Source organism: Pseudomonas sp. LBUM1653 (assembly GCF_059716115.1).
The window spans coordinates 2,483,203-2,495,638 of the sequence record NZ_CP166803.1 but is presented as its reverse complement, the minus strand read 5'-3'; the positions used below and the strand labels follow the sequence as shown (position 1 = coordinate 2,495,638).

Below are 12,436 nucleotides of genomic sequence, written 5' to 3'. Positions count from 1 at the left end.
GCGTTAAACCCCTGACAGTTCAAGTCCCACGACGGACGGAATGCGCCAGTAATCGTCAATCGAAAGCGCCGTTGAGAACTTCATAAATAAGACCGGTAGCGATCGCAACCAGTATCAAGTCGGTGCCCGCCTGCTGCCATTCGTACCCGTCATAATGAGGCAGCCTGCCGATCAGCCGACCATCCAGCTTTTTGGCGATCCCGGGTGGAAGCGGTTTACCGCGGGCGAGGTTCTTTTGAATGCCGGGTGGCAACGCAGGTCCGGGGCTCCAGTAGTCGCGATACCCATCCACAATGCCAAGAATGCTTCCTCGATTGATGCTTGGGCCATTTTCCCAATCACCACCCCCTGAATGCTTCCCTTTGTTGCCCTGGTTGCCATGCTCCTCGCTGTTTTGCGAATTACCCTTTGCGTTTCCTTGCCCCTTGCCATTACCTGGATCGGCCAATGCTGGCGCGGAGCCAGCAACCAATGCAACACAAGCAATAGCGGCAATCAACGAGTGATATCTGAACATATCCGTTCTCTCAGAAAGGGAATACTCCCTGGAATGTAGACGATTCAAGGCGAAGCCAAGCCAAAATCCCAACAAACACCTGTGACATGGGCCACAACCCTGGCGCATGCTTAAGCGGTGATCGACAAGTAACAAAAGCACCGCCTTCTGCCGTACCGGAGTACCCCATGACCGCAACCATCGAGGTGCCGCGCATCCAACGCTTCGCTGCAAACACCGCTGGCCGTGATTTCGCGGCAGGTGACATTCACGGGCACTTCACCCGATTGCAGGCTGCGCTGGATACGGTCGGTTTCGATCCTGCCGTTGACCGCCTGTTCAGCGTCGGTGACTTGATTGATCGTGGACCTGAGTGCCGAGACGCTCTCGACTGGCTTGCCAGGCCCTGGTTTCACCCGGTGCGCGGTAACCATGACGACTACGTGGTCCACTTCGACACCTGCGACGTCGACAGCTGGATCTGCAACGGCGGGTCATGGTTCACCGAGCTGTCGCTGTTCGAGCAGCAGGAGTTCGCGCTGCAGTTCACCGAGCTGCCGATCGCCATCGAGGTCGAGACGCCCGGCGGATTGGTGGGGATCATTCACGCCGATTGCCCAGTGCCGTCATGGGATCTACTGCGCACCGAACTGGAATCGCCTGAGAGCAACCAGCGGCTGCGACTCGTGCTGCACAGTTGCATGTGGTCACGAACCCGGATTCAGGACTGTGATACTGGCGGCGTCGAAGGACTTCGCGCCCTGGTGGTCGGCCATACACCTCTCAGGCAGCCTGCAGTGCTCGGCAACGTGTACCACATCGACACAGGCGGCTGGATGCACGGTCATTTCACATTGCTGGATCTCGCTACCCTGCAGTGCATCCCGCCGATCAATCCCGAACTGGGTTTCGATTGGGACTGAGCTTTGCTGAATGCTGTCGAGTTTGCGCTTCAATGTGCGTGTTGAAAGGCCCCCTGTTCAGACCAGACACACCGCTCGTCCAAAGCTCGGCACTCGCAATGCGCGGCGATTTCTCATGTACAAGCACGGACATCCCGCGCGTCAGAACGGAGAACCCGCATGGACATTGACGAGAATGCACTGGGTAACAGGTCGCAGCAGGACGTAACGCGAACAACGGACAACGAAACGGGCCATGACCCCAAGAGGGATGAGCCCGAGGTACCGCTGCCGCCGGACGATGAAGCGCCTGTTGAAGAAGAGATGACAGGTGTGGATGCCAATAACTCGGTGTCGAGTGAGCATCCGGGAGCTGGAAAAAGCGCTCGCGTCGATGATCCTGATGCCGACCCACAAATGAATGATCAGGACGCAGATGACAAGGAGGCTCGCGGTTTACCTGCGAGCGACCCTGAATCAGGTGCCTGAATCAGTTCGGATCATTCCAGTGCCCGCTCTGCGCGGGCTTTTTTACGTGTCGAATTCACTCTACTCAAGACCATGGATTCAAGCGACCTTCAGCATCTCGATACATACCCGCCCATCCGCCATGAGCTGCAGATACTCTCGCCATTTTTGGAAAGCTTGCTGCTGCCTGTCGGAAGCTGCCAGCCACAGAGCACCACCGATAAGTCCGACCGGAATGGACATCATCTGCCCGGTCGCGAGATCAAGCTCATTTGCAAGCTCCCGTCCATTCGGTAAGTCGAGAATTAGTGGCTGCATAGAAACCTGTCTTTTTTTTTGGGCTACTACATCGACTTGCTAACTTTTTGATCGTGCGCGACGTCTGACGAACGGTTACTCCTTCCGCGTTCCACTATCAACCTGCTGCGCCTGTGGCAAACGCGTGAAAATCGGTAGTACGGTTGAACCCGTCGACTGAGATTCGCTTTAAACTACTTATCCTACTGAGATGAGCGCCGAAAAATGCCGGATCGTCGGCGTTGTCGCTCGAGCATTTGAGCAATTTTGGCAATGTCAAAGAAGCGGCAAACAGACACACCTGCAGCAACCGCTGCAGACATTGAAAGATCAATCCAGGCCCTGAACAAAATGGCTGAACGACTATGGGGAGATGGCCGGGAAGCCGAGGCGAAAGCCCTCCTCGATGCCTTGGATTCTTTAAACCGGGCGCTTGACCGGATCAGGATTGGAGAGAGTCGCAGGACTCTCCATTGAAGGTATATATCAGCCGTTGACGGGTTATGCGGATGAGGTGAAGGCGGCGTTAAAACTCAACGATGATTCACCGCAGAAACGGCAAGGGTGCCTTGGCCGCGCGAATGGCAGCGATCCGGTAATCCGCTTCCGGTAGCAAGTAGGCAAAGAAAAAGCCGGCGGTTTCCAGCTTACTGGCGCGCAGAGGATCGCTGTCGGCTAACAACTGAGAGACACGCGCCGCTCGAGCCCAGGAAAAGGCCAGGAGGGCCACGCCACACAGGCGCAAAAAATCGCCTGCGGCCCGATAGGGGTATTCGCCCTCCTCGACCGCCTGGTCACGTACCTCCATTTGCAAACCCTCGAGTTTATTGCAAAGCAACGCCAGCTCAGCGCCAAAGCTGGCGCAGCATGCTGTTTCGCCGGCCTGCCCGGCTTCTTCTCGCATAACCGCCAACAATTGACCGAAGGCGCGGCCTTCATCGCCCAACACTTTGCGCAGCAGCAGATCATTGGCCTGAATTTCGTTGCTGCCTTCATAAATCATTGCGATTCGGCTGTCGCGCAGAGTCTGCTCAATGGCGAACTCGGCGACGTAGCCGTAGCCACCGAATACCTGCAAGGCATTGCTGGCCTGACGAAAACCCTGTTCGGTGAAAAAAGCCTTGATCACCGGCGTCAATAGCTCCGCCAGTTGCAAGGCACACTGCCGAGTGGCCAGGTCCGGAGCATGCTCGGCCTGATCGAGCAAATGCGCAGCCCAATAACCGACGGCGCGCATGCCTTCGGCGTAGGCCTGCAACTCCAGCAAAACCCGGCGCATGGCCGGATGATAGTGAATGGGGTCGACCGCTTCGGCCGCAACACCGACAGGTCGATTGGGCGCACGCATTTGCTTACGCTCCCGCCCATACGCAAAGGCGTTCTGCCATGCAGCCTCGGCATGTCCCAGCCCCTGGAGGCCGACATGCAATCGCGCCGAATTCATCATCACGAACATCGCTGCCAAACCACGATTCGCCTCGCCGATCAGCCAACCCTGAGCGCCATCGAACACCAGCGAGCAAGTGGCACTGCCCTTGATGCCCATCTTGTGTTCGATACCCTCGCAGCGCACCGCATTCACTTGACCGTCATCCATGCGTTTGGGCACCAGAAACAGCGAAATACCACGACTACCGGTGGGCGCCCCGGGCAAGCGAGCCAGCACCAGATGCAGGATATTCCCGGTCAGGTCATGTTCGCCTCCGGAAATGAAGAGTTTGCTGCCACTGAGCCGATAACTGCCGTCGCTCAGCGGTTCGGCACGGCAGCGCAGCAGGCCGACGTCGCTACCAGCCTGGGGCTCGGTCAGGCACATGGTCGGCAGCGCCTCGCCACTGACGATCTGCGGCAGATAACGGTCCTTGATCCATTGCGGTGCGTGGCTTTTGAGGCACAGGTAAGCGCCATGGGCGATACCCGTGTACATGGCCCAGGCGTGGTTGCTGGCGTAGAGCATTTCCTGCAAGGCGGCATCGAGCAGTTGCGGCAGTCCCTGCCCACCGAAAGCTTCATCACAGGCCAATGCCGGCCAGCCGCCTTCGACGAATGCCTGGTAAGCCAGTACAAAACCGTCAGGAGTACTGACCCGGCCATTGTCGAAGCGGCAACCCTGGCGATCGCCACTGCTGTTGAGCGGCGCCAGTACCTGCGAGCTGAAACGCCCGGCCTCGCCCAGCACCTGGAGTGCCAGCGGCAAGTCCAGGGCCGCAAAGGCATGCATCTGGCTCCATGCCCCGGGCGCCTGCAGCCAATGTTCAAGGATGAAATGCATATCGCGCAACGGCGCCTGGTAGTGCCACATGGCAAACCTCGTGTCGTCAAAAGGGAAAAACACCGCAACGGTTCAGTCGCGAAAATCCGGGTTTTCGATCAGCACGGCCATGCCCTGCCCGCCACCGACACAGGCAGCGGCGATCCCGTAACGCAGATGTTGCTCGCGCAATTGCCGCGCCAAGGTCATCACCAAACGCAGGCCGGTGGCTGCCAATGGATGCCCCAGCGCGATCGAACCACCACGGCGGTTAAGCCGTTGGGTATCGATCTCCAGCATCTGAGCCACCGCCAGCACTTGCGCGCCTTGGGCCTCGTTGACTTCAAACAGCGCGATATCGTCCTGGGCCAGCCCACTGCGTTGCAGTAACAACCGGATTGCCGGAACCGGGCCGATCCCCATGAACTCCGGCGCTACACCGACCACCGCGGTCGCCAACAGGTGCGCGAGAACCGGACGTGTACTCATTGAAGCTCGGCCGACCAGTGCGGCCGCTGCGCCGTCCACCACCGCACAGCTGTTGCCGGCGGTTTGCACACCCTTGGCGTGAATCGCCTGCAGCCTGGCCAGCGCGAGCAGATCGGTGGGCCGAGGATGGCTGTCCTGGGTGACCGCCTCACATCGACGTGGCAGGGCAATTCCTCGGGGCTGATAGCCTTGCAGTTCAAACACCTCATTGCGCACCGAGACGATTTCATCACTGAACCAGCCGCGGGTCTGCGCCTGCAGCGCTAGCTGGTGACTGTCGAGGGCATAGCTATCCACCGCCTCGCGACTCAGGCCGTGACGCCTGGCGAGATTTTCCGCGGTGGCGATCATGTCCAGTCCCGGGGCCGGGTCGTACAGCGCTTCCCAAAGAAAATCCTTGAAATCCACCGACGCCCCGAGGCGAAACCCGCCCCGATGGGTGTAAGCAGCAATCGGGTTGCGCGACATGGATTCGGCGCCCACACACAGAGCCAGTTCAGCGCCACCGCGAAGCTGCTCGCCAGCCTGGCGCAACAGCTCGAAACCGGTCGCGCAAATGCGCTGCACCGCCAATGCCGGCACCTGTTGCGGCACACCGCTGTAGAGACCGATATGGCGTGGCAGCATGTAGGCGTCGAAGCTGGCCTGGGCCATGGAGCCGGCCAGCACCGTGTCGACAGCCCGCGGATCAAGCCCGGCACGGGCCAATACTTCACGACCGACCTTGATGCCCAGATCGATGGGAGATACCTGGGCCAGCGCGCCGCCGACGTCGACCCAAGGCGTTCGCACGGCTTCAAGAATCGCCACATCCCTGAATGACGAATATTGCCCCGCGCCACTCAAGACCGTGGCCCGGCGCGCAGGATCGAGTGGTCTTCACCGCGATACATCGCCTCGACTTCGGCCGCACGCCATTGCAAGACCGCGCGCTGGTTGATCGAGCCTTTGTCGGTGATTTCACCGCGATCAATGGACGCGGCCTCATCAAGCAACGCGATCCACTCCAGACGACTGGCATTGCCGCTGGCTTCGCGATTGAGCCGCTGCAACCAATCGGCGAACCACTCGCGCACCGGTGCGCTGGCAAGCACTTGGGCATCGCTGGCACTGGCCGCAAGTCCCGCCAGGCGGCGGCATTCGTACAATCGCGGGAACACCAGCCCGCCCAGGCATTCACGATCCGGCGCGGTCACTACCAGGTCCTGGACATAGGGCGAGCCCTCCAGTACCGCACGATTACGCAGCGGGCCGACACTGACGAACACTCCGGAAGACAGCTTGAAGTCTTCGGCGATGCGCCCGTCGAACATCAACCCCAGTTGCGGGTCATGCGGGTTGGCAAGCTTGAGCGCATCACCGGAACAGTAAAAGCCTTGCTCGTCGAACACCTCAGCGGTCTGCTGCGGTGACCGCCAGTAACCAGGCATGATGTGCGGCCCACGAAAGCGCCCTTCCAGCTTGCCGTCCTTGGGCACCAACCGAACCTCGCAACCCGGCGCCGGCAAGCCGATGTAACCGGCCATGGACAATGGCCCGGTAGTGAAAGTGCAGGATGGCGCGGCCTCGGTCATGCCGAGCCCGGCCATCATCCGGATACGTTCGCCACAGTGTTGTTCGGCGACCCGGTCAAGGCGATCCCAGACACTTTGCGACAGCCCGGCGGCGGCGAAGAAGAACAGGCTGACGCGCTTGAAAAAACACGCCCGTAGCTCCGCATCCTGTTCCAGCGCCGAAACCAGTTCTTCCCAGCCCTTGGGCACGGTCAGGTAGGCGGTGGGCGACACCTCTTTGAGATTACGCAGGGTTTGGGCAAATCCCTGCGCTGTAGGTTTGCCGTCGTCCAGGTAAAAACTGCCGCCGTTGTAGAGCACGATGCCCAGGTTGTGGCTGCCGCCGAAAGTGTGGTTCCACGGCAGCCAGTCCACCAGCACCGGAGGCTCTTGGCCAAACACCGGAAAAGTCTGCAACAACATCTGCTGATTGGCGCAGAGCATGCGTTGGGTGGTGATCACGGCCTTGGGCAACCTGGTCGAGCCGGAAGTGAAAAGAAACTTGGCGATGCTGTCCGGACCGGTGGCGGTAAAAGCCGCTTCAGCCTCGGCGCCACCCGGTTGCTCAAGCAGGCTGGCAAAGCTCGCCTGGCTGCGACCCGGGACCTGGCCGCGCACGGTAATCAGTGGCGTATCGCTCGGTAATACGGCGTCGATGGCGCGCTGGTACGCAGAAGCGTCACTGACAAAAACCAGGCCGGGTTGCAGCAGGTCGCAAACGTGGCGCAGCTTGGAGAAATCCTGGGACAACAGCGAATAGGCCGGCGACACCGGGCAGTAGGGAATGCCCGCATACATGGCGCCGAAGGCGACTTGCAAATGCTCGATGTCATTGCCCGAGAGCAGCACCAGCGGCTTGTCGGCAGACAGGCCATAGCTCAGCAGGGATTGAGCGATAGCCCGGACACTGTCGAGCATTTGCGCGTAACTCACCCGACGCCATTCACCGTCGTCCTGGCGGGCGGCAATAAACGTCTGCTCGGGACGCACTTGGGCCCAATGCACCAGACGGTCGAGCAACCGCTTGGGCATCTCGGCCAACGGCTCCACGGAGCGCATGTGCAGCACGCCCTGCCGCTCTGTCACCTCGACCGCCGCGCAACCGATGGACACGTGGCGATAGCGCGGTGCGCTGGCTTGGGCATTGGATTGCAAACTGAATTCGGAACTCAAGTGCTTGTACTCCGTCGAGGCACGCTAACACCCAGCCACACATAGGTGACTCACAACTAGCGTGGCAGCCGTTGGCTGCAGCCTTGTTATTGTTATTTCAGCCTTGCACGCGGGCGATTCGCTTCCAGGGAAGTCGATGCCCGACGTGGCGACGCCTGTTCAGATCGGGTAGTGCCGCGGTCCATTCTGCAAGGTCACCCAACGCAGCTGAGTGAAATGCTCAATGGATGCCTTGCCACCGAAACTTCCGTAGCCGCTGGACTTGACCCCGCCAAAGGGCATTTGCGCCTCGTCGTGCACGGTCGGGCCGTTGATATGACAGATGCCCGATTCGACCCGCTGGGCCAACGCCAGGGCGCGCCCGGTATCGCGACTGAAAATCGCCGCCGACAAACCGAACTCGGAGTCGTTGGCCAGTTGCAGCAGCGCTTCATCCCCCTCACCCCGCAGCAACACGGCCACCGGCCCGAAGGACTCCTCGCGGTACAGGCGCATGCTCTCGTTGACGCCGTCGAGCAGAGTCGGCTGCAAAATGCTGCCGTCCAGTTGCCCGCCGACCACCAGCCGCGCGCCCTTGGCCAAGGCATCGTCGATCAACCCCTTGATGCGGGTGCCGGCGCTGGCGTCCACCAGCGAACCGAGCACCGATTGCGCAGAAGCGGGGTCACCCGCGCGCAGGGTTGCAACCTTGGCCGCCAACCTGGCGACAAAGGCGTCGGCAACCTTGGCATCGACGATCAGACGCTCGGTGGACATGCAGATCTGCCCCTGATTGAAATAGGCGCCAAAGGCGGCCGCCTCCACCGCTGCATCCAGATCGGCATCATCGAGCACCAGTAACGGCGCCTTGCCGCCCAGTTCCAGCAAGGCCGGTTTGAGGTGGCGCGCCGAGAGTTCGCCGACAATGCGTCCGACATGTGTCGAGCCCGTGAAGTTGACCCGTCGCACCGCCGGGTTGGCGATCAACCGCTCGACAATCGCTGCGGCATCCTTGGGTGCGTTGCTGATGACATTGACGACGCCATCGCCCAAGCCTGCGTCTTGCAATACCTGGCCAATCAGACGGTGCACCGCCGGACTAAGCTCGGAGGCCTTGAGTACCACGGTGTTGCCGCAGGCCAATGGCATGGCGATAGCGCGGGTGGCGAGAATCACCGGGGCGTTCCATGGCGCGATGCCCAACACCACGCCGCATGGTTGGCGCAGGGCCATGGCGAAACTGCCGGGCACATCCGAGGGGATGACTTCGCCATTGATCTGAGTCGTCATGGACGCCGCTTCACGCAGCATATTGGCCGCCAGCCGCACATTGAACGCGTACCAGTTGGCCATGGCGCCGGTCTCGCCAGCCGCCTCGATGAACTCGGCACTGCGCGCTTGCAATTGCTCGGCCGCCTTGAGTAAACGGGTTCGACGCTCATTGGGCGCCAGGGCGGCCCAGACGGGAAACGCCTTCTGCGCAGCGGACACCGCGGCGTCGGCATCGTCCAGGGTGGCGGCGGCGACCCGCGACACCAACTCGCCAGTCACCGGGTTACGGCGTTCGAAAGTTCGACCGTCGCGGGCAGGGCACGACTGGCCGCCAATCAGCAGGGGCACGTCCAGCATGGTGATTCCTCTTTATAGTCTTTATCGGGAATGCATAAGAACGATGTAACCGCAGCACCAGGGCGCAACCTCCAGTAGCGGGATGCGCCCGACTGCTTGCGCAGTGCCTCAGCGTTTGTACGCTTGCAGGCCGGGCTTGATGCTCTTGTCGTCGAGGAATTGTTTCATGCCCTGCTCACGGCCGCCTTCGGTGTCGAGCAGGCGTGACTGATCGAGCTTGGCGTAGAGGTAATCCTCGTTCTGCTCCCACGTCAGTTCGCGGCAACGTTTGAAACCATGCTTGGCCGCACGCAGCACCACCGGGTTTTTCTCCAGCAGGTTACGCGCCAGCTCCACCGTGACTTCACGCAGTTGCGCCAGGGGTACGCTTTCATTGACCAGGCCCATCTCGGCGGCTTTCTGCCCACCAAAGGTCTTACCCGTCATGATGTAGTAGAGCGACTGGCGATGGCCCACGGTGTCGGCCATGGCCTTGCTGACCAGGTTGCCCGGCGGGATACCCCAGTTGATTTCCGAAAGGCCGAAGGTCGCTTCGTCGGCGCAGATCGCCAGGTCGCAGGCCACCAAGGGGCTGAAGCCGCCACCGAAGCACCAGCCATTGACCATGGCAATGGTCGGCTTTGCGTACATGCGCAACAGTTTCCATTGCCATTGTGAGGCTTCGCGGCGGATTTTTTCCTGAAGAATCTCCGGACCAGCGTCCACTTCGCGGAAGTACTCCTTGAGGTCCATCCCCGCCGTCCAGGCTTCGCCCGCACCGGTCAGCACCAGTACACCGGCGTCCGGGTCCTGCTCCAGGGTTTCCAGAACATCGATCATCTCGCGGTTAAGGGTCGGGCTCATGGCGTTGCGTTTTTCAGGACGATTGAGGATGACCCACGCGATGCCTTCCTCGATTTCCACTTTGACCGTTGTCCAGCGACCTTCGTAATTGCTCATGACGATGTTCTCTTGTTGTTGGCTTGAAGATGACAGGAAATTAAACCGGCGAATTAGTTATGTCAATTAACTATTAATAAAATTAACCGGTTTTTTTCACCACGAAAACCCCGACTGTCCTGACGCCAGGCAATATTGGCCATAGCAATCAGCGGGCAACGCCGGCAAAATAGATAGCCTTGTTAACCTCCAATGCTCAGGACTCACCTGCAATGGCCAAGCCCTCCCCCCTCGCCGAGTCGATCGAGGCATCGTCGACCAACGCAGAGATGCAGGCACCACTCGATTCGGCGTTGAACGACCTGATCGGCTACGCCATGCGGCGCGCACAACTCAAACTGTTCCAGAACCTGATTGGCCGCCTTTCGGCCCACGATCTGCGACCCGCTCAATTCTCGGCCCTGGCGATCATCAATCAGAATCCCGGCCTGATGCAGGCCGATCTGGCCCGGGCACTGACCATCGAGCCGCCCCAAGTGGTGCCGCTGCTCAACAAACTGGAAAGCCGTGCGCTGGCCGTGCGCGTGCGTTGCAAACCGGACAAGCGCTCCTATGGGATCTTCCTCAGCAAGACCGGCGAGACCCTGCTCAAGGAACTGAATCAGATCGCCGCGCAAAGCGACCTGGACGCCACCGCGGCACTGGATAGCCAGGAACGTGAAGAGCTGCTGCGGCTGCTGAAGAAGATTTATCAGGAGTGACGCACGTCCCAAAGGGACGTGCCGGTGAGACGTCTGCAGAACCCCGGGGTTACCAGATCGGCAAGGTGTAGGTCACCAGGAACCGGGTCTGGTTTTCATCGCGGAATGCTGCGCCGGTCGGGAAATCATTGCGGTAGATCGCCTTGCGCGCCACCAGTGCGACGTTTTTCAGCGCACCGCTCTGCACCACATAGCCCAACTCCATCTGGAACTCGCGCTCTTTGCGGTCCTCGGCGTTGAAGGCCTGCAGCTCAATATTGTCACCGCGCAAATAACGCAACCGCCCCCTCAGCCCGGGCACTCCGGACGCTACGAAGTCATAGTCATAAATGGCCTGCCACGTGCGCTCCTTGGCATTGAGAAAGTCCGAAGCCATGGTCAACTCACTCATCCCCATCAACTCTGTCCCGGAAATGTAGGGGGTCGCCGAGTCGCCACTGGAATGCATGTAGCCGATGCCAAAACGGTGCCCGCCGTACCGGTAGCTGAACAGTCCGGAGACGTTGCGATTGTCCACTTCACCTGCCTTGGCGCTGCCATCCTCGCGACTGAAAAAACTGCGCAGGTCGCTGGTCAATACTCCCCCGCCGAGCGGCAGGTCATGCAACAACGCAAACGTGTCCTGCTGGTACAAGTCGCTCACCTCGGCATGGTAGGCACGCAGGCTCAGCGCCTTGCTGACTTGATAATCGCCGCCCAGATAGGCCATGTGCGAGGTCGTGGCAGTAGCGTTGAATCGCCGGTTGGGCGCAGCGATGGTCATCGCCTCATAGTTCGTGGAATTGCGCTTGTCGATGCGATCGATATACCCGGTGTTCAGCGTCAGGCCATCGATATCCCTGGAGCTGAGGGTGGTACCGCGAAAGGTTTGTGGCAGCAGTCGCGAGGGGCTGGCAAAAGCAAACGGCAGGAAGATCGACACATCCCCGGACTTCACCGTGGTCTGGGCAAAACGCAGCTTGGCGGTCGGGGCCAGGCGCGAGTACTCATCCGCCGCACGACTGTCGCTGGCCGATACCGGCAACAGCTCGGTGCCGCTTCGATCCGGCGCGGAGTCGAGCTTGACCCCCAGCAGCCCCCGAACGTCCAGCCCAAAACCTAATGGCCCTTCGGTGAACCCCGACTCCATGTTCATGATGAAACCCTGGGCCCACTCCTGCGCGGCGGTCTTGGTTCCATCGTCTTTGTATTGGCGGTCCAGGTAGTAATTACGCAGGGTCAAGGTGCCATGGCTGTCTTCGATAAAGCCCGCGGCGCGAAGCTGAGTGGGCAGAACGCTCAAGCCGAGCAGCGCCAGGACCAACCCTCGGTTGATACCGGGCACACAGGAGGCTGACGCCGTCGCAACGGCGTCCAGAGGGAGTTTTGGCATCTTCGATATCCATTTTTATTGTTGTGGGTGCTGCCGGGCGAGCGCAGTGCAGCCGGCTTCGCGAACAGAGAATGGGAACCGCCAAGGGCACTTGTCAATCGTAAATGGCCGATAATCGAACATTAATATTATTATCTATTTTAAATCAAAACGTTCATTCATTCACTTACTCGTTGATTTATAAGAT

At 60.1% G+C, this 12,436-nt stretch carries 12 protein-coding genes; 4 read left to right on the top strand and 8 right to left on the bottom strand.

From position 1 onward, the window contains the following. Positions 1–55: 55 nt before the first annotated feature. Positions 56–517 carry an anti-virulence regulator CigR family protein gene (locus ACA054_RS11475; RefSeq protein ID WP_497689468.1) on the bottom strand — a complete coding sequence of 154 codons (462 nt, stop codon included), beginning with the start codon at positions 515–517 and terminating at the stop codon, positions 56–58. Positions 518–684: 167 nt separating this feature from the next. Between ACA054_RS11475 and ACA054_RS11470 the strand changes: the two genes are divergently transcribed. Then, complete coding sequence (locus ACA054_RS11470; protein ID WP_497689467.1) at positions 685–1,419, top strand: metallophosphoesterase; 735 nt, start codon at positions 685–687, stop codon at positions 1,417–1,419. A 159-nt stretch (positions 1,420–1,578) separates the two neighbouring features. Then, a complete protein-coding gene (locus ACA054_RS11465) occupies positions 1,579–1,887 on the top strand; it encodes a hypothetical protein (protein ID WP_497689466.1) in 309 nt (102 codons plus the stop codon). Positions 1,888–1,965: 78 nt separating this feature from the next. Here ACA054_RS11465 and ACA054_RS11460 read toward each other — a convergent pair whose 3' ends face one another. Beyond that, complete coding sequence (locus ACA054_RS11460) at positions 1,966–2,184, bottom strand: hypothetical protein (protein WP_497689465.1); 219 nt, start codon at positions 2,182–2,184, stop codon at positions 1,966–1,968. Between the two features lie 252 nt (positions 2,185–2,436). Here ACA054_RS11460 and ACA054_RS11455 point away from each other — a divergent pair, with 252 nt between their 5' ends. Then, the gene (locus ACA054_RS11455; protein ID WP_497689464.1) at positions 2,437–2,640 is read left to right on the top strand and encodes a hypothetical protein; all 204 of its coding nucleotides are present in this window, start codon (positions 2,437–2,439) and stop codon (positions 2,638–2,640) included. Positions 2,641–2,707: 67 nt separating this feature from the next. On the opposite strand, the gene ACA054_RS11450 is transcribed toward ACA054_RS11455, so the two are convergent. The 5 genes from ACA054_RS11450 to ACA054_RS11430 form a co-directional block, all read right to left on the bottom strand. Beyond that, positions 2,708–4,465: an acyl-CoA dehydrogenase gene (locus ACA054_RS11450; protein ID WP_497689463.1), complete on the bottom strand. Its 1,758-nt coding sequence runs from the start codon at positions 4,463–4,465 to the stop codon at positions 2,708–2,710. A 42-nt stretch (positions 4,466–4,507) separates the two neighbouring features. Beyond that, positions 4,508–5,749 (bottom strand): thiolase family protein, encoded by a 1,242-nt coding sequence (locus tag ACA054_RS11445; protein WP_497689462.1) that lies wholly within the window; start codon positions 5,747–5,749, stop codon positions 4,508–4,510. Then, complete coding sequence (locus ACA054_RS11440) at positions 5,746–7,629, bottom strand: feruloyl-CoA synthase (RefSeq protein ID WP_497689461.1); 1,884 nt, start codon at positions 7,627–7,629, stop codon at positions 5,746–5,748. The genes ACA054_RS11445 and ACA054_RS11440 overlap by 4 nt, the downstream gene beginning before the upstream one ends. 159 nt (positions 7,630–7,788) lie before the next feature. Next, positions 7,789–9,237, bottom strand: coding sequence for an aldehyde dehydrogenase (locus ACA054_RS11435; RefSeq protein ID WP_497689460.1), 1,449 nt, complete (start codon positions 9,235–9,237; stop codon positions 7,789–7,791). A gap of 108 nt (positions 9,238–9,345) precedes the next feature. Next, positions 9,346–10,176, bottom strand: a complete 831-nt coding sequence (locus ACA054_RS11430; protein ID WP_138965462.1) for a p-hydroxycinnamoyl CoA hydratase/lyase — start codon at positions 10,174–10,176, stop codon at positions 9,346–9,348. A 212-nt stretch (positions 10,177–10,388) separates the two neighbouring features. On the opposite strand from ACA054_RS11430, the gene ACA054_RS11425 reads away from it, so the two are divergent. Further along, positions 10,389–10,877, top strand: coding sequence for a MarR family winged helix-turn-helix transcriptional regulator (locus ACA054_RS11425; protein ID WP_497689459.1), 489 nt, complete (start codon positions 10,389–10,391; stop codon positions 10,875–10,877). Positions 10,878–10,926: 49 nt separating this feature from the next. Here ACA054_RS11425 and ACA054_RS11420 read toward each other — a convergent pair whose 3' ends face one another. Then, positions 10,927–12,249 (bottom strand): OprD family porin, encoded by a 1,323-nt coding sequence (locus ACA054_RS11420; protein WP_497689458.1) that lies wholly within the window; start codon positions 12,247–12,249, stop codon positions 10,927–10,929. Between the last annotated feature and the right edge of the window lie 187 nt (positions 12,250–12,436).

Excerpts from the sequence above, each read along its gene's own strand:
- ACA054_RS11475 (WP_497689468.1), bottom strand. The coding sequence starts at position 517 with ATGTTCAGATATCACTCGTTGATTGCCGCTATTGCTTGTGTTGCATTG.
- ACA054_RS11470 (WP_497689467.1), top strand. The coding sequence starts at position 685 with ATGACCGCAACCATCGAGGTGCCGCGCATCCAACGCTTCGCTGCAAAC.
- ACA054_RS11465 (WP_497689466.1), top strand. The coding sequence starts at position 1,579 with ATGGACATTGACGAGAATGCACTGGGTAACAGGTCGCAGCAGGACGTA.
- ACA054_RS11460 (WP_497689465.1), bottom strand. The coding sequence starts at position 2,184 with ATGCAGCCACTAATTCTCGACTTACCGAATGGACGGGAGCTTGCAAAT.
- ACA054_RS11455 (WP_497689464.1), top strand. The coding sequence starts at position 2,437 with ATGTCAAAGAAGCGGCAAACAGACACACCTGCAGCAACCGCTGCAGAC.
- ACA054_RS11450 (WP_497689463.1), bottom strand. The coding sequence starts at position 4,465 with ATGTGGCACTACCAGGCGCCGTTGCGCGATATGCATTTCATCCTTGAA.
- ACA054_RS11435 (WP_497689460.1), bottom strand. The coding sequence starts at position 9,237 with ATGCTGGACGTGCCCCTGCTGATTGGCGGCCAGTCGTGCCCTGCCCGC.
- ACA054_RS11430 (WP_138965462.1), bottom strand. The coding sequence starts at position 10,176 with ATGAGCAATTACGAAGGTCGCTGGACAACGGTCAAAGTGGAAATCGAG.
- ACA054_RS11425 (WP_497689459.1), top strand. The coding sequence starts at position 10,389 with ATGGCCAAGCCCTCCCCCCTCGCCGAGTCGATCGAGGCATCGTCGACC.
- ACA054_RS11420 (WP_497689458.1), bottom strand. The coding sequence starts at position 12,249 with ATGCCAAAACTCCCTCTGGACGCCGTTGCGACGGCGTCAGCCTCCTGT.